Raw genomic sequence first — 21,981 nt, 5'->3', positions numbered from 1 at the left:
TAGCCGCATTTGTAGTGAACCGCCGGGACGGAGACATCGTCAACGCCCGGCCGGTTCGCGCGCCCGCAATCGAGTCAGCAAATCGGCGCGCTCCGACCTGCCGCCCGAGGAGCGACAGTCGGCAAAGTATAGCGGAAATTGCGCGGCGCGGATTCCGGCACGCATGGCGCGGCGTGCCGCCGGGCGCCGATCACTGCAGGATCAGCCGCAGATGCGCATCGGCCTGCTCGCCCGGCGGCTTGTGGAATCCGCCTTTCGCGAAGCGGTGCCAGCGGCCGATCACGTAGCTGACGAGCAGGCTCGCGCGGGCGGCGGGATCGTAGTCGGCTGGCAGCACGAAGGGCGTCGCGCCGTCGGGCGCCTGCGCCTCGGTGCGCGCGACGCGCAGGCATTGCTTGACGGTCGCCTCGATGCGGTCGAGCAGCTGGTTCACGCGCTCGGTCAGCCGCTCGTCCTCGCCGACCAGCGCCTCGCCGGTCAGCACGCGCGTCATCCCGGGGTTCTTCGCGGCGAAATTGAGCATCGTCAGCGCGATCGTTCGGGCCTGCAGCACGCCGTTCGGTTCCTTCGCGACGATCTGGTTGACGAGCCCGAACAGCGCCTGCTCGATGAACTCGATCAGCCCTTCGTACATCTTCGCCTTGCTGGCGAAGTGCCGGTACAGCGCGGCTTCCGACACGTCGAGCCGGGCCGCGAGCGCGGCGGTCGTGATCTTCTCGGGTTTCGGCGCCTCGAGCATCGTCGCGAGCATCTGCAGGATCATGACGCGGCGCTCGCCCGGCTTGGGGCGCGGGCGCGAGGGGGTAGCCTGGCTTTCGGTTACGGCTTGGTCCTGCGGGTAAGTCGGCTGCATTTTTGTCGCCCCGATCGTGTGCCCAGTCGGAGCGATTTTAGCGAACGAATGCGCTGGTCGACATAGTGGGGACGCCCGGTAACGGGCAGATGGCCCGGCAGGTGGCCGGTGATCCATACCGTGCCGATGCCGAGACGCTTGTAGCGCTTCAGGTGGCCGCGCGTATCCTCGACGAGGATCGCGTCGGACAGGCGGGCATGCGCGGCGCGCAGCGTCCGGCGCAGCATCGTGTGATCGGGCTTCGCGCGCCACGTGCGGCGGTCGCGCATGTGCTCGATCGCGATCACGCGCTCGAACAGCCGCTCGATGCGCAGCTCGCGCAGCACCGCGCGCGCATAGTTTTCCGGCGCGTTGGTCAGGATCAGCTTGCGGCCCGGCAGCGCGGCGACGATGCGCGCGAGGCCGCGCTCGGCGCGGACCATCGCGGGCAGGTCGGAAAACGTGTGGACCACGCGCAGGAAGTCGTGCGGGTCGATCGGGTGATGGCGCGTGAGGCCGAGCAGCGCGGCGCCGTAGCGCTCGGTGTAGCCGGTGCGCAGGCGGTCGGCTTCGGCGCGCTCGACCTGCAGCGTGTCGACGATGTACTGCGTCATCGCACGGTTGATCTCGGGAAAGATCGCGTGCGACGCGTGGTGCAGCGTGTTGTCGAGGTCGAACAGCCAGACGGGCGCGCCGGCGCGCGGCCGGCTGCGCGAGATGCGCCGGCGCCGCAGCGGGGCCGGCAGGTCGGGGCCGGGCGACTGGCGGCGTGCGCTCAATGCGAGCGGATCATCGTGCCGAACGGCTGCTCGGTCAGGATTTCCAGCAGCACCGAATGCTCGATCCGGCCGTCGACGATGTGTACCGACTTCACGCCGCTCTTCGCCGCGTCGAGCGCCGACGAGATCTTCGGCAGCATGCCGCCGGAGATCGTGCCGTCCTCGAACAGCGCGTCGATCTCGCGGGCGGACAGATCGGTCAGCAGGTTGCCGTCCTTGTCCATCACGCCGGGGATGTTGGTCATCATCAGCAGCTTCTCGGCGTTCAGCACGGTCGCGAGCTTGCCGGCGACGAGGTCGGCGTTGATGTTGTACGAGAGGCCGTCTTCGCCGAAGCCGATCGGCGAGATCACCGGAATGAACGCGTCGTCCTGCAGCGCCTTCACGACCGCCGGGTTGATCGCCTCGACTTCGCCGACCTGGCCGATGTCGATGTACTCGCCCGGGTTGTCGCGGTCCGGCATCAGCAGCTTGCGCGCGTGGATCAGGCCGCCGTCCTTGCCCGTCAGGCCCACCGCGTGACCGCCGAAGTGGTTGATCAGCATCACGATGTCCTGCTGCACTTCGCCGCCCAGCACCCACTCGACGACTTCCATCGTCTCTTCGTCGGTGACGCGCATGCCCTGGATGAAGGTGCCGGCCTTGCCGATCTTCTTCAGCGCGTGATCGATCTGCGGACCGCCGCCGTGGACGATCACCGGGTTGATGCCGACCAGTTTCAGCAGGATCACGTCGCGCGCGAAGCCCTGCTTGAGCCGCTCTTCCGTCATCGCGTTGCCGCCGTATTTGATGACCACGGTCTTGCCGTGGTAACGGCGGATGTACGGCAGCGCCTCGGCGAGGATTTCTGCTTTCAGCGTCGGGGCGATCTGCGAGAGGTCGATGGGCTCGGACATGGCGGCGGCTCTGGCTGGGAACGGTTGAAACACGGCGAATTGTACAGGAGTGGCGCAGCGCAGCATCGGGTTTTTGGGCGGCCCGGAATGCCGGCGGCGCGAGGTGGCACGGCGTGCGGCGGCCCGCCGGCTATGGCGCGGCGCGATTCCGGCGGCCGGGCGCGCGCGGTCGCGGCAGGGCGATGCGCGCCGGTTGGCGGCGGACGTCGGCCGGGCGGCCGGCGTGCAAAATCCGTGCGCCGCGCTATGCTTGTCGCGTGGGGCGGCTTTCCGCCCGTTTCCGCGATTGCGCCATGACCGACTCCGCCGCCGACGCCCGTTCCGTCCCGCGCCGCGCGCGTTGCCCGCACTGCGGGCGCGGCTTCGACTGCGGCGCGCGTACGCAGCCGTTCGACTGCTGGTGCGCGTCGATGCCGGTGCTGCCCGGCGGCGCCCCGCCGGCGGCCGGCGCACGCTGCCGCTGCCCCGAATGCCTCGCCGACGAGATCGCGCAGCGGCTGGCCGGCACGACCGGCTGACGGCGTCGGCCGTGCCGCGGTTCGCGCCGTCCGTGCGCGCCGATCCGGCCCCGCTAGAGGCGCCGCCCGCTAAACGGGTAAACTGCTCGGATGCAACGAATTACCACTACCGGGCGCGTCAACCTCAGTCACCTGTTCTGGCTTCGCAATCTCGCGATCATCGGCCAGCTCGTGACGATCGGCGTCGTGCAGACCTATTTCGGCGTGCATCTGCCGTTGCCGGCGATGCTGATGGTCATCGCGCTCGAGATCGTTTTCAATGCGCTGACCTGGGTGCGCGTGCTGCGCGCGCGGCCCGAGACCAATTTCGAGCTGCTCGGCCAGCTGTGGGTCGACCTCGGCGCGCTGTCCGCGCTGCTGTTCCTGTCGGGTGGCACGACCAACCCGTTCGTGTCGCTGTACCTGCCGTCGCTCGCGATCGCGGCGGCCGTGCTGCCCTGGCACCTGATGATCTGGCTCGCGGCGTTCGCGGTCGCGTGCTACGCGGCGCTCGGTTTCGATTCGGTGCCGCTCAACATGGACAATCCGGCTAACCTGTTCGACTACTACCGTACCGGCATGTGGGCGAACTTCATGGTGAGCGTCGGGCTGATCGCGTGGTTCGTCGCGCGCATGTCGAATGCGCTGCGCCAGCGCGATGCGGCGCTCGGCGAAGCGCAGCAGCATCTGCTGCGCGACGAGCGGGCCGTTGCGCTCGGCGTGCAGGCGGCCACCGTCGCGCACGAGATGGGCACGCCGCTGTCGACGATCGCGATGCTCGCCGAGGAACTGCGCGACGCGGCGCGTGCCGATCCGGGGCTCGCGCGCTACGAGGCCGACCTGAAGGTGCTCGAGGAGCAGATGACGCTCTGCACGTCGGCGCTCGCGCGCCTGCGCAGCCGCGCGAGCGCGCCGGCGAGCCGCCAGCCGGTGGACGACTGGCTCGACACGTTCGTCGAGCACTGGCGCCTGCGGCATCCGCATGTGCAATTCGAGCTGCTCGGCGCGCGTCCGGCGGGCGTCGCGCTCGACGACACGGTCGCGGCCGGCCAGATCCTGACGATCCTGCTCGACAACGCCGCGCGCGCGAGCCCGCAGCACGTGACGCTGGCCGCGAAGGTCGCGCATGGCGGCACGGCCGACGAGATCGAATTCGAGGTATGCGACGACGGGCCCGGCATTCCGGCGTCGCTGCGCGAATCGCTCGGCGCGATGCCGGTCGACAGCACGCAGGGCGGGCATGGGGTCGGCCTGTATCTCGCGTTCAGCGCGGCCGCGCGGCTCGGCGGCGAGATCGAGCTGTCCGATGTCACGCCGCGCGCGGCGGGCGGCAACGGGCGGGCCGGCGGTGCGGCGAACGGCCATGCCGCTGCCGCATCGGGACCACGCACGGGCCAGCGCACGGGCGAACGGGCAGCCGAACGGCCGGCCGGCACGCCGGACAGCCGCGCGACCGCCGCGCGCGGCACGCGGGCCGTGCTGCGCCTGCCGGTCGTGCGCGTCGCGGCGCCGGCCGCCTCAACCAACACGTAGACGGAGAAACCACATGAGCGAGAACAATTTCCTGGTGATCGACGACAACGAGGTGTTCGCGGGCACGCTCGCGCGCGGCCTCGAGCGGCGCGGTTACGCGGTCCAGCAGGCGCACGACAAGGAGGCGGCGCTGCGGCTCGCCGCCGGCGGCAAGTTCCAGTTCATCACCGTCGACCTGCACCTGGGCGAGGATTCGGGCCTGAGCCTGATCGCGCCGCTGTGCGACCTGCAGCCCGACGCGCGGATCCTGGTGCTGACCGGCTACGCGAGCATCGCGACGGCCGTGCAGGCCGTGAAGGAAGGCGCCGACAACTACCTCGCGAAGCCGGCGAACGTCGAGTCGATCCTGGCCGCGCTGCAGACCAACGCGACCGAGGTGCAGGCCGACGAGGCGCTCGAGAACCCGGTCGTGCTGTCGGTCGACCGGCTCGAATGGGAGCACATCCAGCGCGTGCTGGCCGAGAACAACAACAACATCTCGGCGACCGCACGCGCGCTGAACATGCACCGCCGAACGCTGCAGCGCAAGCTCGCGAAAAAGCCGGTGCGCCAGTAAGCGGGCGCACCAACGAAAACGGGCGGCCCGCCGGGCCGCCCGTTTCGTATCCGGTGCCGCGCGCGTTACAGCACGTAGCGCGACAGGTCCTCGTCCTGCGACACTTCGCCGAGTGCGCGATCGACATACTTCGCGTCGATCGTCACGCGCTCGCCGGCGTGGTTGCCGGCCGAGAACGACACTTCCTCGAGCAGCTTCTCGATCACCGTGTACAGCCGGCGCGCGCCGATGTTCTCGGTCTTCTCGTTGACCGCGAACGCGATCTCCGCGAGGCGGCGAATGCCGTCTTCGGCGAATTCGAGCTGCACGTCCTCGGTCGCGAGCAGCGCCTGGTACTGCTTGACGAGGCTCGCGTCGGTGGCGACGAGGATCGCTTCGAAGTCGTTCACCGACAGCGAGTCGAGCTCGACGCGGATCGGGAAGCGGCCTTGCAGTTCGGGGATCAGGTCGCTCGGCTTCGCGAGGTGGAACGCGCCGCTCGCGATGAACAGGATGTGGTCGGTCTTCACCATCCCGTACTTCGTGTTGACCGTCGTGCCTTCGACGAGCGGCAGCAGGTCGCGCTGCACGCCCTGGCGCGACACTTCGCCGCCGCTGCCTTCGTTGTTGCGCGACGTGATCTTGTCGATCTCGTCGAGGAACACGATGCCGTTCTGCTCGACGTTCTGCACGGCCTTCGTCTTCACTTCCTCTTCGTTCAGCATCTTCGCCGCTTCCTCGTCGGTCAGCAGCTTCAGCGCTTCCTTGATCTTCACCTTGCGGCGCTGCTTCTTGCCGCTGCCGAGGTTGGAGAACATCGAGCGGATCTGCTCGGTCATCTCTTCCATGCCCGGCGGCGCCATGATGTCCATGCCAGCCGACGGCTGCTCGAGGTCGAGCTCGACTTCCTTGTCGTCGAGCTGGCCTTCGCGCAGGCGCTTGCGGAAGGTCTGGCGCGTCGCGTTGTTGTCGTCGTTCGCGTGTTCGGCATTGCCGCCGAAGCCCACCGCGCGCGGCTGCGGCAGCAGGATGTCGAGGATGCGGTCTTCCGCCTGGTCGGTCGCCTTGCTGCGCACCTTGCGCATCTCGGTCTCACGCGTCTGCTTGACGGAGATCTCGATCAGGTCGCGCACGATGCTGTCGACGTCGCGGCCGACGTAGCCGACTTCGGTGAACTTGGTCGCTTCGATCTTGATGAACGGCGCATCGGCGAGCTTCGCGAGGCGGCGCGCGATTTCGGTCTTGCCGACGCCCGTCGGCCCGATCATCAGGATGTTCTTCGGCGTGATTTCCTGGCGCAGCGGATCGGCCACCTGCTGGCGGCGCCAGCGGTTGCGCAGCGCAACCGCGACGGCCTTCTTCGCCTTCGCCTGGCCGATGATGTGCTTGTCGAGTTCCGAGACGATCTCGGCAGGGGTCATGGTGCTCATGGTGCGGTCCTTACTCGATCGTTTCGATGATGCGGTTGTGGTTCGTGTAGATGCACATGTCGCCGGCGATCCCGAGCGACTTCTCGACGATCTCGCGCGGCGACAGCTCGGTGTTCTCGACGAGCGCACGGGCCGCGGCCTGCGCGTAGGCGCCGCCCGAGCCGATCGCGCAAATGCCGCCTTCGGGGTCGAGCACGTCGCCGTTGCCGGTGATCACGAGCGTGGTGGTGGCGTCGGCCGTGATCAGCATCGCCTCGAGGCGGCGCAGCATCCGGTCGGTGCGCCAGTCCTTCGCGAGCTCGACGGCCGCACGGGTCAGGTTGCCCTGGTGCTTCTCGAGCTTCGCCTCGAAGCGGTCGAGCAGCGAGAACGCATCGGCGGTGCCGCCCGCGAATCCGACCAGAACCTGGTTGTTGTAGATCCGCCGCACTTTCCGCGCGCCACCCTTCATGACGATGTTGCCGAGGGTTACCTGGCCGTCGCCGCCGAGCGCGACCTTGTCGCCGCGCCGGACCGAAACGATGGTCGTGCCGTGAAATTGCTCCATCTGCGTTCCTTGAGAAAAACGGGGAAGAGTCGGGCGGCGCGACGCGCCGCCGCGTGAATCCGCAGTGCGCCGGGGAGCGGCCCGGCGCGCGTCCGTTTCATTTTAGGGCGGGCACCGGGATATCAAGAGGCGGGGGGCAAATCGGCACACCGGGAACCGGTGCCGGAAAAACAAAAAGCGCGCGGCAGGCCGCGCGCTTTCGGGAAGCAGCGTGTCTGAGCGGAACGCCGCTCGATCAGTCGCCGAACAGCTTCTGGCGTAACTCGCGGCGCTCCTGCGCCTCGAGCGACAGCGTGGCGGTCGGACGGGCGAGCAGCCGCGGAATGCCGATGGGCTCGCCGGTCTCCTCGCACCAGCCGTAATCGCCGGAATCGATGCGGGCGAGCGACTGCTGAACCTTCTTGAGGAGCTTGCGTTCGCGATCGCGCGTACGCAGCTCGAGCGCGTGCTCTTCCTCGATCGTCGCGCGATCGGCGGGATCGGGGACGATCACCGTTTCGCGCAGGTTCTCGGTCGTCTGGCCTGCATTCTTGAGGATGTCCGCCTGCAACTGTTCGAGCCGATTTTTGAAGAAGGCGAGCTGATCCTCATTCATGTAATCCTTGTCGCTCATCTTCAGGATTTCGGCTTCGGTCAAGAGTTTCTTCGTCATCTGCTTGCTTCTTCAATGTGCGGCAAATCAAGAGATATTGCCTGCACTTTGGGATTACCCGCAACCGCGTTTGCATTCATTTGCGATTTGCCGCCGCGGGGCCGAAAGCCTCTGGAAAACCGGTTCTCAAATACCAGGATAGGCCTGGCGCGGAGTTGCGCGCGCTGCGAACCGGTGTGCTGCGCGGCACATCGCATCGGCCGCGGCCGGGAGGCGGATTGGCGATCCGGCGCGGTTGCGATGCCCGGAAAACTGGTTCAGCAAGAACCGGGCCTGTTTGTTGCCGTACTCCAGCGGGCACGTATTGTAACTGAATCGCAAGCGGGCGCCGTATCGGGTCGATCCCCGTCGGCTGCGCCAATATCTAGAAAATATAACGCGCAAATCGCGAAAAAGCGATGACGGCGAAACCCTGCCCGGAAAGTGCGCCGCGCGGGCGCCTCGGCCGCCGGGAAAGGCGGCCGGGCGACACCGTGCGCGGCGGTGCCCGCGCGTGTCAGGCGAGGCAGGCGTCGAGGCCGTCGGTGATCAGGTCCTGCGGCAGGTCGACGCCGATGAACACCATCTTGTTGGTCTTCTTCTCGACCGGCAGCCACTTCGCGGCGAGGTCGCTGCCCATCATCTGGTGCACGCCCTGGAACACGACCTTGCGGTCGACGCCCTTCATGTACAGCACGCCCTTGTAGCGCAGCATCCGCTCGCCGTAGATCTGCAGGATGCCGCCGAGGAAGTCTTCCAGCTTGTTCGGGTCGAACGGGCGGTCGTTGCGGTACACGAACGACTTGATCTTGTCGTCGTGGTGCGCGTGGTGGTGATGGTGGTGGCCGTGGTCGTGATCGTGCGCGCATTGGCCGTGATCGTGATCGCAACCGGCGTGATCGTGCTCATGGTCGTGATCGTGGTGGTGATGCGCGTGGTCGTCTTCGGCGAGGAAGTCGGGGTCGATCTCGAGTTTCGCGTTCAGGTTGAAGCCGCGCAGGTCGAAGATTTCCTTGATGTCGGCTTCGCCGAAATTCACGACCTTGATCGCGGCCTTCGGGTTCATGTGCATCAGGCGGTGCTTGAGGCCGGCGACGGTCTGATCGTCGACGAGGTCCGACTTCGTGATGAACAGGCGGTCGGCGAAACCGACCTGGCGCTGCACCACTTCGTGCTCGTCGAGCTGCGCGTTCGCGTGCTTCGCGTCGACGAGCGTGATGACCGCGTCGAGCAGGAAGTCGTCGGCGATTTCGCTGTCGATGAAGAAGGTTTGCGCGACGGGGCCCGGGTTCGCGAGGCCGGTCGTCTCGATCACGATGCGGTCGAAGTCGAGCTTGCCTTCGCGCTTCTTCGCGGCGAGATCGCCGAGCGCGCGGGCGAGGTCGCCGCGGATCGTGCAGCAGATGCAGCCGTTGCTCATCTGGATGATCTGCTCGTTCGAATCCTGCACGAGGATTTCGTTGTCGATGTTCTCTTCGCCGAATTCGTTCTCGATCACGGCGATCTTCATGCCGTGCTGTTCGTTCAGGATGCGCTTGAGCAGGGTCGTCTTGCCGCTGCCGAGGAAGCCGGTGAGGATGGTGACGGGAGTGGCCATGTCGGTCGCCTGTGGTTCGTGAATCGGGGTCAAAACCAGGATGTGCGTCGCGCCCTCGCGCTGCGAGCCGGGGCGCACAACCATCCATTGAAACATACCTGTCAAGCCCGCGCCCGTCGTCCGGACGACAGGGGCGAGCGCTGGTCCGCCAGGCGCGGAGGGCCGGCGGACGCGGGTGTGCGTCTAGATCGGGGCGATCAGACGATTTGCAACAGCAGGCCCTTCAGATATTCGCCTTCCGGGAACGCGGCGAGCAGCGGGTGGTCGACGCCCGCGCCGAGCCGCTTCAGGATGCGCGCGTCGACCTTCGCGTCGGCGGCCGCGCCCGCGACGATCTTCTGGAACAGGTCCATGTCGATCGCGCCCGAGCACGAGTACGTGAACAGCAGGCCGCCCGGACGCAGCAGCTTGAAGCCGCTCAGGTTGATGTCCTTGTACGCGCGCGCCGCGCGATCGACGCTGTCGCGGGTCGGCGCGAACTTCGGCGGATCGAGCACGATCAGGTCGAAACGCTCGCCTTCGTCGACGAGGCGGCGCAACGTCTTGAACGCGTCGGCGTCGAGCCAGGTCGCGCGTTCGGCGTCGAAGCCGTTGGCGACGACGTTCTGCTGCGCGAGCGCGAGCGCATCGCCCGACGAGTCGATCGACACGACGCGCGTCGCGCCGCCCTTGAGCGCCGCGAGCGAGAAGCCGCCCGTGTAGCAGAAGCAGTTCAGCACGTCGCGGCCGGCCGCGTACTGCGCGACGAGCGCGCGATTGTCGCGCTGGTCGACGTAGAAGCCCGTCTTGTGGCCGTTCGGCACGTCGACGTGATAGCGCACGCCGTTTTCGTTCGAGATCAGCGTCGCGGGCGGCGCATCGCCGGCCAGCACGCCGGTCGTCTGCTCGAGCCCTTCCTTGTCGCGGATCGACACGTCCGAGCGCTCGTACACGTTCGGGCAACCCGTCGCGCCGGTGAGCGCCGCGACGATCGCGTCCTTCCACGCTTCGACGCCGGCCGCCATGAACTGGCAGACGAGCTGGCCGCGCGGCGCGGCGCCGGCTTCGGCGGTGTCCGCGACGTAGTAGTCGACGATCAGCCCCGGCAGCCCGTCGGCCTCGCCGAACACGAGCCGCACCGCGCCGGTGCCCGACACCATCGTCGTGCGGTGCGCGACCGCGCGCTGCACGCGGCGCTTGAAGAAGGCGTGGTCGATCGGCTCGTGCTCGTCGAAGCTCCACACGCGCACGCGGATCTGCGACTGCGGGCTGTACGCGCCGCGCGCGAGGAAGCGGCCGTCGTGCGCGCGCACGAGCACGGTCGCGCCGGGCGCGGGCTTGCCGTCGACGCGGTCGATCGCATTCGCATAGATCCACGGATGGCGGCGCAGCAGCGATTTTTCCTTGGACGGCTTGAGGGTGACGGTTTGCATGATGAGATCGAAATGGGCCGCGACGGAAGCCGACCGTTATCGGTCGCCGTGCGCGGCGGGTAGCACGGGAAGGGCGTCAGTCGCGCTTCTTCGCGCGCGGATGCGCGCTGTCGTAAATCTTCGCGAGATGCTGGAAGTCGAGCGACGTATAGACCTGCGTCGCGGCGACGCTCGCGTGGCCGAGCAGTTCCTGCACCGCGCGCAGGTCGCCGCTCGACTGCAGTACGTGCGTCGCGAACGAGTGGCGCAGCACGTGCGGATGGACGTTGGCCGGGATGCCCGCGGCGAGCGCCGCGCGCTTCACGCGCTCGCGCACGACGCCCGGCGACATCCGGTTGCCGCGCACGGACACGAACAGCGGATGCGGGTCGTGCCTGACGAATTCGCCGCGCACCGCGAGCCACGCGTTCAGCGCGTCGATCGCCTTGCGGCCGACCGGCACCTTGCGTTCCTTGTTGCCCTTGCCGCGCACGGTGACTTCGGCTTCGGCGAGATCGAGCCAGCCGGTCGAACGGTAGCCGTCGGCCTGCGTATACATCACGTCGAGCCCGATCAGTTCGGCGAGGCGCAGCCCCGACGAATAGAACAGCTCGAGGATCGCGTGATCGCGGATGCCCTCGGTCGTGCCGGCGAGCGGCGCGTCCATCAGCGCGGACGCGTCGTCGACCGACAGCGCCTTCGGCAAGGTCTTCGGGCGTTTCGGCGCGCGCACCGCGGCAACCGGATTCGCGGGCATCTCGACGCGCTGCGCGAGCCAGCGGTAGAACGCGCGCCAGGCGGACAGCCGGTGCGAGATCGACCGCGCGGACAGCCCGCCCGCATGGGCGCGCGCGACCGCGCCGCGCATGTCGGCGGCCGTCAGCGCGTCGAGCGGCCGGCCGGCCGCGAGCTTCTTCAGTTCGTCGAGTTCGTGCGTGTACGCGCGCAGCGTGTGTTCCGACAGCTGCCTGACGTGTTTCAGGTTCGACAGGTAGGCGGCGATCGGGTCGTCGGTCATCGTGGGCGGCGGATCAGTGCGGCAGCAGGCGCGTGAGCGCGGCGCTCGCGAGCGTCGCGATCTGCGCGAGGAAGTCGGTGGCCATCCCGTCGTGGAAGCGGCGCGGATCGGGCGAGCCGAGCACGAGCAGGCCGAACGCGGGCGCATCGGTGCCGGCGAGCGGCGTGCGTAGCGCGAGCAGCGCGACCGAGGTGGCCGCGCCGTCGCCGGCCGGCGCGGCTTCGGCGCCTTCCGCTGCATGCGCGGCCGGCGCGGCGACCGCGGGCGCGAGCCACTGCGCCGCTTCGAAGCCCGTGTTCGCGCCGCAGTACGGCGTCGACAGCCCGTTCGTGAACAGGCGCACTTCCTCGCCGACTTGGCGGGCGAAGTCGGCCTGCGCGTAGGTGTCGGCGACGTCCCACACGCGCAGCGCCGTCTGCGGCACGTCGAACACGTCGGCGATGCCGTCGGCGATCGTGCGCGGCAGTGCGTACGGATCGCGTTCCGCGATCACGCGCGCGGTCCAGCGGCTGAACTTCGCGGACAGGCTGTCGTTCTCGTGGCCGTAGCGCACGAGTTCGGCCAGCCGGCGCTCGAGATGCTTGTTCTTGTCGCGCAGCATCTCCATCTGCCGCTCCTGCAGCGAGATCGCGGCCTTGCCGTGCGGGTTCGCGAGACGGATCGTCGCGAGCAGTTCGGCGTGCTGCGCGAAGAATTCGGGATTGGCGAGCAGGTAGTCGGCGACTTCGCGATCGTTCATGTGGCTGGCGCGTTCAGTTATCAAGGACGTTGCAGGGTCAGGCGTTCAGGTCGATCTCGCCTTCGAACACGGTCGCGGCGGGGCCGGCCATCATCAGCGCGGCGGCTTCGTCGCGCGCGCCGTCCCAGCCGATCGTCAGCGTGCCGCCGTGCGTGTGCACGGTCACGGGCGAGTCGAGCAGGCCGCGCCGGATGCCGGCCGCGACCGCCGCGCACGCGCCGGTGCCGCACGCGAGCGTCTCGCCCGCGCCGCGTTCGTACACGCGCAGCTTCACTTCGTTGCGCGACACGATCTGCATGAAGCCGGCGTTCACGCGCTGCGGGAAACGGGCATGGCGTTCGATCAGCGGGCCTTCTTCCAGCACCGGATACGCGTCGGTATCGTCGACGACCTGCACCGCGTGCGGATTGCCCATCGACACCGTCGAGATCCAGCGCGTCGCACCGCCGACGTCGAGCGGCCACAGCGTGTCGCGGCCTTCGCGGCGGCCGTCGAGGCCCGCTGCATCGAACGGCACCTGCGCCGGCGCGAACACGGGCGCACCCATGTCGACGACGACTTCGCCGTTGTCCTGCAGCGTCAGCGTGATCAGGCCCTTCATGACCTGCACGCGCACGCTGCGCTTGTCGGTCAGGCCGCGGTCGCTGACGAACTTCACGAAGCAGCGCGCGCCGTTGCCGCAGTGTTCGACTTCGCCGCCGTCGCAATTGAAGATCCGGTACTTGAAATCCGCGCCGTCGACGGTCGGTTTCTCGACCAGCAGCAACTGGTCGGCGCCGATGCCGAAATGACGGTTGGCGAGTGCGCGCACCTGCGCGTCGGTGAGCGGCGGCAACGCGCGCGAATAGCCGTCGAGCACGACGAAGTCGTTGCCCGCGCCGTGCATCTTGGTGAACGAGAGTTTCACTGGGTCCGGAATTCCATGACGAACAAGGCGGTCGGCACGGCATGAACGGCCGGCGGCCGGGCCGGGCGGTGTCGTTCGTCGTGCAGATCTCAACCGCAAATGATACATGCAGCCGACTGGGGCGTCCCGCGCGGGGGCGACGCTTCGCGTCGCGCCGGCGGGCGGTATCGGTCGATCGGTCGACTGGTCGGGCAGGTGACGGGCAGGCAAATTGTCGGGATACGGCGGGCGCCGTCGCGGCGAAAGCGGCGCTGGCGATGCGTGCCCGCCGCGCGGCGAAGGTACGGCGCGATCAGGACGCGCGTTTTCGTACCGGTCAAATCGGATATTCGGCGGTCAGCGTCAACGGCAGCTGGCGGCTGACGTTCCGGTTCGAAGGCGCCGATGCCGTGCTGGTCAACGACCAGGACCATCACTGAGGTGATTCAAGCCATGACCCGCGTCTTCAATCCGCCCCATCCGGGCGAAACGCTGCGCGACGACGTGCTGCCGGTGCTGGGCCTGAGGTCACCGAGGCCGCGTCGCAGCTGGGTGTGACGCGAGCCACACTGTCGCGCATCCTGCACGGCCATGCGGGCATCTCGCCGGACATGGCGCTGCGTCTCGAAGCGTGGCTCGGCGAGGACGGCGAGGGGCGGGCCGATCTGTGGCTCGCGCAGCAGTCGGCCTACGATCCGTGGCGGGCGCGCGCGAAAGGCGCGCCGAAGGTGGCGAGAGCGCAGGCGCGCACGTGACGGCGCGCCCGCGGGTTTCGCGCGGCAGGGTCAGTACAGGCTCGGCTCGCCGGGCGGGCGCGTCTTGAAGCGCTTGTGGACCCAGTAATACTGCTCCGGCATCAGCGGGATCTGCTCCTCGAGGAATGCGTTCATCCGCCGCGCGTCGAGATCGTCGTCGCCGGTCGGGTAGTGATCCCACGGCTTGAATACCTTCAGACGGTAGCCCTTGTAGTTCGGCAGCACCTCGCCGATGAACGGCACGACCTGCGCGCGGCCCGTCTTCGCGAGCCGGCCGACGGCCGTCAGCGTGCAGGCCGGCACGCCGAAGAACGGCACGAACGTCGAGTTGCGCAGCCCGTAGTCCATGTCGGCGCCGAGCATCACGGGCTTGCGGTCGCGCAGCCAGCGCAGCACGACGCGCGCGCTGTCCGCGCGGCCGACCATCTCGGCGTCGAAGCGCCCGCGCGCCTTCTTCGCCGCTTCCTCGAGCACCGCATTCGAGAACGGCTGGTACAGCGACCCGCAGCGGCGGTGCAGCGAACGATTCAGCCAGATCGAACCGGCCTCGATGCCGACGAAGTGCAGGCCGAGGAACAGCGTCGGCGGCAGGTCGGGATCGTCGAGATCGACCGCGCTGTCGACCTGGATCAGCTTCGCGAGCTTTTTCTCCGAGCCGAACCACTGCACGCTGCGCTCGACGTAGCTGCGGATCGCATGGCGGAAATGCTGGCCCGCCACTTCCTCGCGCCGCGCGTCGCTCCAGTCCGGGAAGCAGAGTTTCAGATTGGTGTGTACGATGCGCTTTCGCCGGCTGGGGATCTGGTACAGCAGCCAGCCGAGACCATCGCCGAACCGTGCGGTCAGGCCGTACGGCAGCAGGGCGAGCAGTTTCAGCAAGCCGATGGCGAGGTGCGTGGCTAGACGACCTAGCATGCGAAACCTCCGAGGGACCGGCTGGCCGGCATGTCGAGAACAGGGTGGTAAGACAGCGGAAGATGCAGCACGGGCGGCGCTCTGTGACAATTCAGGAAAGCCGCTATAATACGGGCTTCGCCGAGTTAACTGACAACTTGCGGGGCGAAGCCGGCTGGTGCCACACGCACTGCCCGGTCCTGGTAATCCGCTAAAGCGTCGCCGCTTCAGGCCCAACGAAGCTGGCTACGTGAAACCAACCGTAACCACACAGGAGCCTGAAAAAGTGGCAAACGATTATCTCTTCACGTCCGAATCCGTCTCCGAAGGCCATCCGGACAAAGTCGCGGACCAGATCTCGGACGCGATTCTCGACGCCATCCTCGAGCAGGACAAATATTCCCGCGTAGCGGCCGAAACGCTGTGCAACACGGGTCTCGTCGTTCTGGCCGGTGAAATCACCACGACGGCCAACATCGACTACATCCAGATCGCGCGCGACACCATCAAGCGCATCGGCTACGACAACACCGACTACGGCATCGACTACAAGGGTTGCGCGGTGCTCGTCGCGTACGACAAGCAGTCGCCGGACATCGCGCAGGGCGTCGATCGTGCTCACGACGACAACCTCGACCAAGGCGCGGGCGACCAGGGCCTGATGTTCGGCTATGCGTGCGACGAAACCCCGGAACTGATGCCGCTGCCGATCTACCTGTCGCACCGCCTCGTCGAGCGCCAGGCCAGCCTGCGCCGCGACGGCCGCCTACAATGGCTGCGTCCGGACGCGAAGTCGCAGGTGACGGTCCGCTACGTCGACGGCAAGCCCGATTCGATCGACACCGTCGTGCTGTCGACGCAGCACGCACCGGACATCGAACTGCCGGCGCTGCGCGAAGCCGTGATCGAGGAAATCATCAAGCCGACGCTGCCGGCCGAGCTGATCAAGGGCGACATCAAGTTCCTCGTGAACCCGACCGGCCGGTTCGTGATCGGCGGCCCGCAGGGCGATTGCGGCCTGACCGGCCGCAAGATCATCGTCGACACGTACGGCGGTGCCGCACCGCACGGCGGCGGCGCGTTCTCGGGCAAGGATCCGTCGAAGGTCGACCGTTCGGCCGCGTATGCAGGCCGCTACGTCGCGAAGAACATCGTCGCCGCCGGCCTCGCGTCGCGCGCGCTGATCCAGGTGTCGTACGCGATCGGCGTGGCCGAGCCGACCTCGGTGATGGTCAACACGTTCGGCACGGGCCGCGTGTCGGATGCGGTGATCACGAAGCTCGTGCGCGAGCATTTCGACCTGCGCCCGAAGGGCATCATCAAGATGCTCGACCTGCTGCGCCCGATCTACGAGAAGACCGCTGCCTACGGCCACTTCGGCCGCGAAGAGCCGGAATTCTCTTGGGAAGCGACCGACAAGGCGCTCGCCCTGGCCGAAGCGGCTGGCGTCGAGCCGACGGCACGCGTCGCGTAAGCGTCGTTCGCCCGCAAAGAAAAACCCCGGCTTGCCGGGGTTTTTTTACGGGTGCCGATCGCCGGCGCAACGGCGGCGATCGTGGCGGGGCGGGTGTGCCCGCCGGCGCGCGTTCAGCGTGCGCCGAACCCGAACCAGCCGTTGCTGGCCGCGAGGCGGCGCGGGCGGTTGATGCGGCGCTGCGGGCCGAGCGCGCGGCGCAACGCGAGCGCGCGCAGCGACGACGGCTTCTGCAGCAGCGAGCGCAGGCCGGCACGGCGTGTGAATGCCTGCGCGCTCATCATCGAGAAAAATGCGTGGAACCACGCACGGATACCGTCCAGCCGGCTGTGCGCGGGCGTACGCTCGGCCAGCGCCTGCGTGCGGGCGCGGTGATGGCGCAGCGAGCGGGCAGGAGCGGGCGGCACGACGCGCTTCGCAGCGCGGTTGAAACGGGAAGTCAGACGGAATGGCATGTGAACGATGCTTCGCTTGTATGGGTGGCGCCCTGGAGAGCGCACTGGTATGAACGGCCTCGGATGGCGCAACGGATCTTACCGAAACTCGCTGCGCGCCGCGCCCGCCAGAATTGACAGGCCGCGACAGGCTACAGGGGATTCATGACGGGCAAAAGTCGCGATAAACCCTTGAGCCGCAAGGCGTGTGCCGCATACCGCCTGTCGGTGAGGCAGGTGTCGCGACGAACAGTTCCCTTGAGCCGGATCAAATCCGCGATTGGCATGCCCCTGCGCACGACAATGGCGCTGTTCGCGGCATCCGGCGCCGATTTACAATCGTCACATTCACACAATAAACGTCTGGCATCCCATGTCGTCTTCATTGCAGTCGGAATCGATCCGCGCGCAAGTCGCGGAATTGCGCGAGCGCGGCTTCGTCGTCGCGCGCGGCCTCGTCGGCGAGCAGCAGTGCGCGACGCTCAGGCAGATCGCGGAGCGCCAGTTGCGCGAGGCCGCCGAGCCGATCGAATTCGAAGCCGATCTGCGCTACCCGGGCGCGCCCGAGTCGAAGCATGCGCCGGGCGGGCACACGGTGCGGCGGCTGCTCGATGCGTACTCGCGCGATCCGGCGTTCGCCGAACGGGCGATCGCCCCCGAAATCGGCGCGTGGATGCGCGAGTATTTCGGTGAAGAGCCCGTGCTGTCGCGCGCGCATCACAACTGCATGATGACGAAGCATCCCGCGTACGGCAGCCTGACGGGGTGGCACCGCGATTTCCGTTACTGGTCGTTCGCGCGTCCCGACATGGTGTCGGTGTGGCTCGCGCTGGGGCCGGAAACGAACGAGAACGGCGCGCTGTGGCTCGTGCCGGGCTCGCATACGGCGGAATTCGGGCCGGAAGCGTTCGACGACGCGAAGTTTTTCCGCGGCGACCTGCCCGAGAACCGCAAGCTGATCGACGCGGCCACCTGCCCGCCGCTGCAGACGGGCGATGTCGTGTTCTTCCACTGCAACACGCTGCATTCGGCCGGACAGAACCGCTCCGACCAGGTGAAATTCTCGCTCGTGTACACGTACCACGGCGCGAGCAACCGGCCGGTGCCCGGCACGCGCTCGGCGTCGAAGCCGGAAGTGCAGTTCTAGGTGTGAATCGGGCGGCGCGCAGATGCCGCGACGTATCGGGCGATGCGGCGCATCGCCGGCGCATGAAGCAACGGGCGGCCTGGCCGCCCGTTTCGTTTGGCGCGGCCCGATCGCAGGACGCGGGCCGTGCGTGCGCGGTGCGGCCGCGCGATCAGCGCTTGGCGCCCGGCATCGCGAGGCCGATCAGGCCGACGAGCGATGCGACGGCCCCGCCGACGATCAGCAGGATCGTCTTCGTCGCGGGCGAACCGGTGAAGAAGCGCGACACGTTGTCGTTGATCGAATGGAACGACTGGCCGCCGAAGTACAGCAGCACGACGCCGCCGACGAGCAATGCAACCGAGATGACCCGGGACATACCAACCTCGCTGAAACGGTGATTCGAGACGCCGCAGTGTAGGCGACGACCGCGGTCGCGTCCATCGCGACGCGGCCGTGCGCGTTCCGGCCGCTTTCGCTAACATAGTCGTCGTACGACTCCTTCGCCGCCGCCGCGCCGTGCGCGGCCGGCGCGCGTCCTTCTGTCCGATGTCCTGACGGGAATTATTCATGGCCTACGAAGCAGCTTCCGAACGTTATGCCGGCATGCAATACCGCACCTGCGGCAAATCCGGGCTCAAACTGCCCGCCCTGTCGCTTGGCCTGTGGCACAACTTCGGCGACTCGACGCCGATCTCGACGCAGCGCGAGATCCTGCGCACCGCGTTCGATCTCGGCATCAACCATTTCGATCTCGCGAACAACTACGGGCCGCCGTACGGCAGCGCCGAAACCAACTTCGGCCGGCTGCTGAAGGAGGATTTCCGGCCGTATCGCGACGAGCTGCTGATCTCGACGAAGGCCGGCTGGGACATGTGGCCGGGGCCGTACGGCAGCGGCGGCGGGTCGCGCAAGTACGTGCTCGCGAGTCTCGACCAGAGCCTGCAGCGCATGGGGCTCGACTACGTCGACATCTTCTACTCGCACCGCTTCGATGCGCACACGCCGCTCGAGGAAACGGCGGGCGCGCTCGCGTCGGCCGTGCAGCAAGGCAAGGCGCTCTACATCGGCATCTCGTCGTATTCGGCCGCGAAGACGCGCGAGATGGCCGAGCTGCTCGCGCAGTACCGCGTGCCGCTGCTGATCCACCAGCCGTCGTACAACATGCTGAACCGCTGGATCGAGGGCGACCTGCTCGGCGCGCTCGACGACGTCGGCGCGGGCAGCATCGCGTTCACGCCGCTCGCGCAGGGCCTGCTCACGTCGAAATACCTGAACGGCGTGCCGGCCGACGCGCGCGTGAACAAGCCGGGCGGCGGCTCGCTGAAGCAGGATCACCTGAGCGCGGACAACCTCGAGCACGTGCGCAAGCTCAACGCGATCGCCGAGCGGCGCGGGCAGAGCCTCGCGCAGATGGCGCTGGCGTGGGTGCTGCGCAATGGCCGCGTGACGTCCGCGCTGATCGGCGCGAGCCGTGCGGAGCAGGTGCGCGAAAACGTCGGTGCGTTGAAGAACCTCGAATTCTCGGCGGAGGAACTGGCGGAGATCGATCGTTACGCGACCGAAGGCGGCATCAATCTGTGGGAAAAGCCGTCCACCGATCAGGCGATCTGACCGGCAGTCGATACGGCATGCGAAACGATCTCGCGTGCCGTATCGCGGGCGTGCGGGCAACCCCTCGCATCGCCGCGGCGCAGCGATGCGTGCGATAACGCCGGGTTGCCGCGCTAGATCAGCGCAGGCAGGCCTTCGACGAGCAACACCGCGACGCCGACGCCGAGGATGACGCCGAGCACGCGCAGCAGGTTGTGACGGAATTCGGTGGCGCACGGTACCGCGCCGAGAAACAGCGCTCCGGCCAGCGCCATCGGAATCAACAGGATGAAGTCGCCGATCGTGAAATAGGTCGTCATGCGTGTCTCCAGTGCCGGCCGGAGTCAGCGCGTTGGCGCTTGATTCGGCCCCATGCCGGGTGTTTCTAGTGTTGGCCCGACCCGTTTGCGAGCGGGACGGTCAATTCGAGTATAGGCAACCGGCGGCGCTTTTCGCTATCCGAACCATTAAAAATCAGCGGAAAGCCCGCGGAAACACGCATTTTTTCCGCAAGCCAGACGAACGCCTTGCGCGTATCTTTCCCGTTCCTTTCGTTTTTCGCGCAATGGGCGCATGTGTCCGATGCGGGCCGCCGCACCGCAGCGCGGCGCGGCGGCCCGCACGCTTACGCGCGCTCGGGTTGCGCGCGGGCGGCCGATGCGCGGAACACGAGCGCGAGCCCCGCGACGATCGCCCCCATGCCGGCGAGCGCGAGCGGCTCCGGCCGGTTGCCGAGCCACACGGCATCCATCAGCGTGGTGACGACGGGCACGAGATAGAACAGGCTCGTCACGTTCACGAGATCGCCGCGCTGCATCAACCGGTAGAACAGCAGTTGCGCGATCACCGAAATCACGACGCCGAGCCACAGCAGCGGGACGACGAACGCCCAGTTCATCTCGAACGACACCGGCCGGAACGGCACGATCGCGACGCACAGCGCAAGGCCGATCGCATTCTGCAGCGGCAGCACGTCGGCGGGCGCCGCGCGTACGCGCTTTTGCAGCAGCGAGCCGGCGGTCAGCGCGACGAGCGAGGTGAGCGCGCACGCGATGCCTGCCGCCGACAGGCCGCCCGCACCGCCGCTCGCGCCCCGGCACACGACGAGCGCGAGCCCGGCCAGCGACAGCGCGAGACCCGCGACGCGCACGGGCTGCCAGCGTCGCTCGACGATCGCGAGCGTGAGGATCGGCTGTACGCCAAGGATCGTTGCGAGCACACCGGGCGCGATCCCGCGCTCGAGTGCGAGCAGGTAGAAGATCGAATAACCGCCCATCATCAGCACGCCGGTCAGCGCGGCCATGCGCCGCTCGCCGCGCGGCGGCAGCCAGCGTTTGCGCATGAAGGCCAGCGCGAGCAGCACGAGCGACGCGAGCGCGAAGCGCGCGGTGAGAAAGGCGAATGCGGACGCGTGACGCAGACCGAGTTCGGAGAAGATCGCGCCGCTGCTCCACAGCAGCACGAAGAGCGATGTCGCGCCATGCGCGGCGAGCGCGCGTTTGAACGAAACCATGTGAATCCACCTGTCGAACGGATCGGAACGTTCCATCCGCGCGCGCGGCAACAGGCGGTACGTGACGACGCACGCACTGCGGCCAGCGGGGGCGAATGGAAGACGAAACGGCAGCCGGCTGGTCAGCCGGCGCGCGCTGCCGGAGGGGGCGGCGCGGCGCCGACGAGCGGCGGTGCGACAGGAGGAGGCAGGACCGACGGATGCGCGCACGCCTGCGGCCGCGAGTCGAACTGCGGCCGGGATTGGGCGAGGGCGGACGTGAGCGGATGCATCGTGTCGGAAGGCGATTGAACGCGGATGAAGGCCAAAGGTACCGCAAGGCAAGGATCGAGCGCAACCCTTGTCGGCGGCGTCGCATCACGAACGACGCGATGCGTCGATCACGTGCGTGCCGGCGTGCCGGGCGGTTTCGGCGGGCAGTCACATTCGACAGGGTATGATGGGGGTAACCGGGCGGGCAAGTACGTGCCCGGCGCAGTGGTTGATTGGAGACATTCGACGAATTCGCGGCACTTCGCCTGCTTCTTCTTCTTTTCGTGCTTCGATAAACCGTGAACAATGGGATGACGCGCAACGCTTCGTCGAGAGCGGCGCGGATCGTGCATTTGCCGGCCCGCCAGCGGGCCGGGTTTCAAGAGTCAAGAGTGGGGAACCATCATGCATATCGGGTCGATTGTCTGCACTACCCATATCGCGGTGCCGAAGGGCGCGCGCGGCATCGTCCAGCGCATCCTGGGCGACATGGCCATGGTGACCTGGTACGCGGGCGTGCCGGGTGAGTCGAAAGAACTCAACACCGAGCCGTTCTTTCTCGAGGACCTGATCGACACCGGCGAATCCGTGCTGCCGGCCGGCGCGGCGCTTCACTAAGCGGGCGCCAC

General features: G+C 67.7%; 24 protein-coding genes and 1 pseudogene. 9 read left to right on the top strand and 16 right to left on the bottom strand.

What is annotated here, in order from left to right:
- Positions 1 to 190 precede the first annotated feature (190 nt).
- Genes slmA through argB form a run of 3 tightly spaced genes read right to left on the bottom strand, consistent with a single transcriptional unit; the run spans position 191 to position 2,507 of the window.
- Positions 191 to 853, bottom strand: a complete 663-nt coding sequence (gene slmA, locus AC1VVG_RS16305; protein ID WP_034190247.1) for a nucleoid occlusion factor SlmA — start codon at positions 851 to 853, stop codon at positions 191 to 193.
- Complete coding sequence (locus AC1VVG_RS16300) at positions 820 to 1,611, bottom strand: HAD-IA family hydrolase (RefSeq protein WP_034190248.1); 792 nt, start codon at positions 1,609 to 1,611, stop codon at positions 820 to 822. Before AC1VVG_RS16300 ends, slmA begins: the two co-directional genes overlap by 34 nt.
- A complete protein-coding gene (argB, locus tag AC1VVG_RS16295) occupies positions 1,608 to 2,507 on the bottom strand; it encodes an acetylglutamate kinase (protein WP_034190249.1) in 900 nt (299 codons plus the stop codon). Before argB ends, AC1VVG_RS16300 begins: the two co-directional genes overlap by 4 nt.
- Positions 2,508 to 2,800: 293 nt before the next feature.
- On the opposite strand from argB, the gene AC1VVG_RS16290 reads away from it, so the two are divergent.
- The 3 genes from AC1VVG_RS16290 to AC1VVG_RS16280 all read left to right on the top strand — a co-directional run bounded on the left by AC1VVG_RS16290 (position 2,801) and on the right by AC1VVG_RS16280 (position 5,093).
- Entirely contained in the window at positions 2,801 to 3,025 is a 225-nt protein-coding gene (locus AC1VVG_RS16290) for a cysteine-rich CWC family protein (protein ID WP_034190250.1), read from the top strand.
- Positions 3,026 to 3,115: 90 nt separating this feature from the next.
- Positions 3,116 to 4,537 (top strand): ATP-binding protein, encoded by a 1,422-nt coding sequence (locus tag AC1VVG_RS16285; RefSeq protein WP_482835843.1) that lies wholly within the window; start codon positions 3,116 to 3,118, stop codon positions 4,535 to 4,537.
- 13 nt (positions 4,538 to 4,550) lie between these two features.
- Entirely contained in the window at positions 4,551 to 5,093 is a 543-nt protein-coding gene (locus tag AC1VVG_RS16280) for a response regulator transcription factor (protein WP_021156278.1), read from the top strand.
- A 65-nt stretch (positions 5,094 to 5,158) separates the two neighbouring features.
- Here AC1VVG_RS16280 and hslU read toward each other — a convergent pair whose 3' ends face one another.
- From hslU to dapF, 8 genes are all read right to left on the bottom strand, one after another.
- Positions 5,159 to 6,502, bottom strand: a complete 1,344-nt coding sequence (hslU, locus tag AC1VVG_RS16275; protein ID WP_034190252.1) for an ATP-dependent protease ATPase subunit HslU — start codon at positions 6,500 to 6,502, stop codon at positions 5,159 to 5,161.
- 10 nt (positions 6,503 to 6,512) lie between these two features.
- Positions 6,513 to 7,049 carry an ATP-dependent protease subunit HslV gene (hslV, locus tag AC1VVG_RS16270; protein WP_006477497.1) on the bottom strand — a complete coding sequence of 179 codons (537 nt, stop codon included), beginning with the start codon at positions 7,047 to 7,049 and terminating at the stop codon, positions 6,513 to 6,515.
- Positions 7,050 to 7,284: 235 nt separating this feature from the next.
- Positions 7,285 to 7,701: an RNA polymerase-binding protein DksA gene (dksA, locus tag AC1VVG_RS16265; RefSeq protein WP_006477498.1), complete on the bottom strand. Its 417-nt coding sequence runs from the start codon at positions 7,699 to 7,701 to the stop codon at positions 7,285 to 7,287.
- 496 nt (positions 7,702 to 8,197) lie between these two features.
- Positions 8,198 to 9,277 (bottom strand): CobW family GTP-binding protein, encoded by a 1,080-nt coding sequence (locus tag AC1VVG_RS16260; RefSeq protein WP_034190341.1) that lies wholly within the window; start codon positions 9,275 to 9,277, stop codon positions 8,198 to 8,200.
- Positions 9,278 to 9,474: 197 nt separating this feature from the next.
- Positions 9,475 to 10,689, bottom strand: coding sequence for a class I SAM-dependent rRNA methyltransferase (locus AC1VVG_RS16255; protein WP_049035196.1), 1,215 nt, complete (start codon positions 10,687 to 10,689; stop codon positions 9,475 to 9,477).
- 76 nt (positions 10,690 to 10,765) lie between these two features.
- A complete protein-coding gene (xerC, locus tag AC1VVG_RS16250) occupies positions 10,766 to 11,686 on the bottom strand; it encodes a tyrosine recombinase XerC (protein WP_034190254.1) in 921 nt (306 codons plus the stop codon).
- 13 nt (positions 11,687 to 11,699) lie between these two features.
- Positions 11,700 to 12,425: a DUF484 family protein gene (locus AC1VVG_RS16245; RefSeq protein WP_034190255.1), complete on the bottom strand. Its 726-nt coding sequence runs from the start codon at positions 12,423 to 12,425 to the stop codon at positions 11,700 to 11,702.
- A 37-nt stretch (positions 12,426 to 12,462) separates the two neighbouring features.
- Positions 12,463 to 13,332, bottom strand: coding sequence for a diaminopimelate epimerase (gene dapF, locus AC1VVG_RS16240; RefSeq protein WP_034190256.1), 870 nt, complete (start codon positions 13,330 to 13,332; stop codon positions 12,463 to 12,465).
- Between the two features lie 41 nt (positions 13,333 to 13,373).
- Here dapF and AC1VVG_RS16235 point away from each other — a divergent pair, with 41 nt between their 5' ends.
- Positions 13,374 to 13,751 (top strand): hypothetical protein, encoded by a 378-nt coding sequence (locus tag AC1VVG_RS16235; protein WP_083286622.1) that lies wholly within the window; start codon positions 13,374 to 13,376, stop codon positions 13,749 to 13,751.
- A gap of 13 nt (positions 13,752 to 13,764) precedes the next feature.
- Positions 13,765 to 14,066, top strand: a pseudogene (locus tag AC1VVG_RS16230) (HigA family addiction module antitoxin).
- A gap of 30 nt (positions 14,067 to 14,096) precedes the next feature.
- Here the strand turns inward: AC1VVG_RS16230 and lpxL are convergent.
- A complete protein-coding gene (lpxL, locus tag AC1VVG_RS16225; protein ID WP_034190258.1) occupies positions 14,097 to 14,981 on the bottom strand; it encodes a lauroyl acyltransferase LpxL in 885 nt (294 codons plus the stop codon).
- 265 nt (positions 14,982 to 15,246) lie between these two features.
- On the opposite strand from lpxL, the gene metK reads away from it, so the two are divergent.
- Entirely contained in the window at positions 15,247 to 16,434 is a 1,188-nt protein-coding gene (metK, locus tag AC1VVG_RS16220) for a methionine adenosyltransferase (RefSeq protein WP_011546455.1), read from the top strand.
- 113 nt (positions 16,435 to 16,547) lie between these two features.
- Here the strand turns inward: metK and AC1VVG_RS16215 are convergent, their stop codons facing one another.
- Positions 16,548 to 16,889, bottom strand: coding sequence for a hypothetical protein (locus AC1VVG_RS16215; protein ID WP_034190259.1), 342 nt, complete (start codon positions 16,887 to 16,889; stop codon positions 16,548 to 16,550).
- Between the two features lie 352 nt (positions 16,890 to 17,241).
- On the opposite strand from AC1VVG_RS16215, the gene AC1VVG_RS16210 reads away from it, so the two are divergent.
- Positions 17,242 to 18,015, top strand: a complete 774-nt coding sequence (locus AC1VVG_RS16210; RefSeq protein WP_049028738.1) for a phytanoyl-CoA dioxygenase family protein — start codon at positions 17,242 to 17,244, stop codon at positions 18,013 to 18,015.
- A 151-nt stretch (positions 18,016 to 18,166) separates the two neighbouring features.
- Here AC1VVG_RS16210 and AC1VVG_RS16205 read toward each other — a convergent pair whose 3' ends face one another.
- Entirely contained in the window at positions 18,167 to 18,373 is a 207-nt protein-coding gene (locus AC1VVG_RS16205; RefSeq protein WP_034190261.1) for a DUF3185 family protein, read from the bottom strand.
- A gap of 191 nt (positions 18,374 to 18,564) precedes the next feature.
- Between AC1VVG_RS16205 and mgrA the strand changes: the two genes are divergently transcribed.
- On the top strand, positions 18,565 to 19,608 hold the full coding sequence (mgrA, locus tag AC1VVG_RS16200; protein WP_034190262.1) for an L-glyceraldehyde 3-phosphate reductase: 1,044 nt from the start codon (positions 18,565 to 18,567) through the stop codon (positions 19,606 to 19,608).
- A 113-nt stretch (positions 19,609 to 19,721) separates the two neighbouring features.
- On the opposite strand, the gene AC1VVG_RS16195 is transcribed toward mgrA, so the two are convergent.
- Together AC1VVG_RS16195 and AC1VVG_RS16190 are read right to left on the bottom strand one after the other, a co-directional pair.
- Positions 19,722 to 19,907: a hypothetical protein gene (locus AC1VVG_RS16195; protein ID WP_011353526.1), complete on the bottom strand. Its 186-nt coding sequence runs from the start codon at positions 19,905 to 19,907 to the stop codon at positions 19,722 to 19,724.
- Between the two features lie 305 nt (positions 19,908 to 20,212).
- Positions 20,213 to 21,100 (bottom strand): DMT family transporter, encoded by an 888-nt coding sequence (locus AC1VVG_RS16190; protein WP_482835842.1) that lies wholly within the window; start codon positions 21,098 to 21,100, stop codon positions 20,213 to 20,215.
- Between the two features lie 657 nt (positions 21,101 to 21,757).
- On the opposite strand from AC1VVG_RS16190, the gene AC1VVG_RS16185 reads away from it, so the two are divergent.
- The gene (locus AC1VVG_RS16185) at positions 21,758 to 21,970 is read left to right on the top strand and encodes a hypothetical protein (RefSeq protein WP_006477514.1); all 213 of its coding nucleotides are present in this window, start codon (positions 21,758 to 21,760) and stop codon (positions 21,968 to 21,970) included.
- The last annotated feature ends 11 nt before the right edge of the window (positions 21,971 to 21,981 follow it).

This window comes from Burkholderia sp. L-4, from assembly GCF_056856535.1.
The sequence above is the reverse complement of the archived record's forward strand: the minus strand, read 5'-3'. Positions and strand labels throughout refer to the sequence as shown.

Coding starts and splice junctions, on each gene's coding strand:
- slmA (WP_034190247.1), bottom strand. CDS start 853: ATGCAGCCGACTTACCCGCAGGACCAAGCCGTAACCGAAAGCCAGGCT.
- argB (WP_034190249.1), bottom strand. CDS start 2,507: ATGTCCGAGCCCATCGACCTCTCGCAGATCGCCCCGACGCTGAAAGCA.
- AC1VVG_RS16290 (WP_034190250.1), top strand. CDS start 2,801: ATGACCGACTCCGCCGCCGACGCCCGTTCCGTCCCGCGCCGCGCGCGT.
- AC1VVG_RS16285 (WP_482835843.1), top strand. CDS start 3,116: ATGCAACGAATTACCACTACCGGGCGCGTCAACCTCAGTCACCTGTTC.
- AC1VVG_RS16280 (WP_021156278.1), top strand. CDS start 4,551: ATGAGCGAGAACAATTTCCTGGTGATCGACGACAACGAGGTGTTCGCG.
- hslU (WP_034190252.1), bottom strand. CDS start 6,502: ATGAGCACCATGACCCCTGCCGAGATCGTCTCGGAACTCGACAAGCAC.
- hslV (WP_006477497.1), bottom strand. CDS start 7,049: ATGGAGCAATTTCACGGCACGACCATCGTTTCGGTCCGGCGCGGCGAC.
- dksA (WP_006477498.1), bottom strand. CDS start 7,701: ATGACGAAGAAACTCTTGACCGAAGCCGAAATCCTGAAGATGAGCGAC.
- AC1VVG_RS16260 (WP_034190341.1), bottom strand. CDS start 9,277: ATGGCCACTCCCGTCACCATCCTCACCGGCTTCCTCGGCAGCGGCAAG.
- AC1VVG_RS16255 (WP_049035196.1), bottom strand. CDS start 10,689: ATGCAAACCGTCACCCTCAAGCCGTCCAAGGAAAAATCGCTGCTGCGC.
- xerC (WP_034190254.1), bottom strand. CDS start 11,686: ATGACCGACGACCCGATCGCCGCCTACCTGTCGAACCTGAAACACGTC.
- AC1VVG_RS16245 (WP_034190255.1), bottom strand. CDS start 12,425: ATGAACGATCGCGAAGTCGCCGACTACCTGCTCGCCAATCCCGAATTC.
- AC1VVG_RS16235 (WP_083286622.1), top strand. CDS start 13,374: ATGAACGGCCGGCGGCCGGGCCGGGCGGTGTCGTTCGTCGTGCAGATC.
- lpxL (WP_034190258.1), bottom strand. CDS start 14,981: ATGCTAGGTCGTCTAGCCACGCACCTCGCCATCGGCTTGCTGAAACTG.
- AC1VVG_RS16215 (WP_034190259.1), bottom strand. CDS start 16,889: ATGCCATTCCGTCTGACTTCCCGTTTCAACCGCGCTGCGAAGCGCGTC.
- AC1VVG_RS16210 (WP_049028738.1), top strand. CDS start 17,242: ATGTCGTCTTCATTGCAGTCGGAATCGATCCGCGCGCAAGTCGCGGAA.
- AC1VVG_RS16205 (WP_034190261.1), bottom strand. CDS start 18,373: ATGTCCCGGGTCATCTCGGTTGCATTGCTCGTCGGCGGCGTCGTGCTG.
- mgrA (WP_034190262.1), top strand. CDS start 18,565: ATGGCCTACGAAGCAGCTTCCGAACGTTATGCCGGCATGCAATACCGC.
- AC1VVG_RS16195 (WP_011353526.1), bottom strand. CDS start 19,907: ATGACGACCTATTTCACGATCGGCGACTTCATCCTGTTGATTCCGATG.
- AC1VVG_RS16190 (WP_482835842.1), bottom strand. CDS start 21,100: ATGGTTTCGTTCAAACGCGCGCTCGCCGCGCATGGCGCGACATCGCTC.
- AC1VVG_RS16185 (WP_006477514.1), top strand. CDS start 21,758: ATGCATATCGGGTCGATTGTCTGCACTACCCATATCGCGGTGCCGAAG.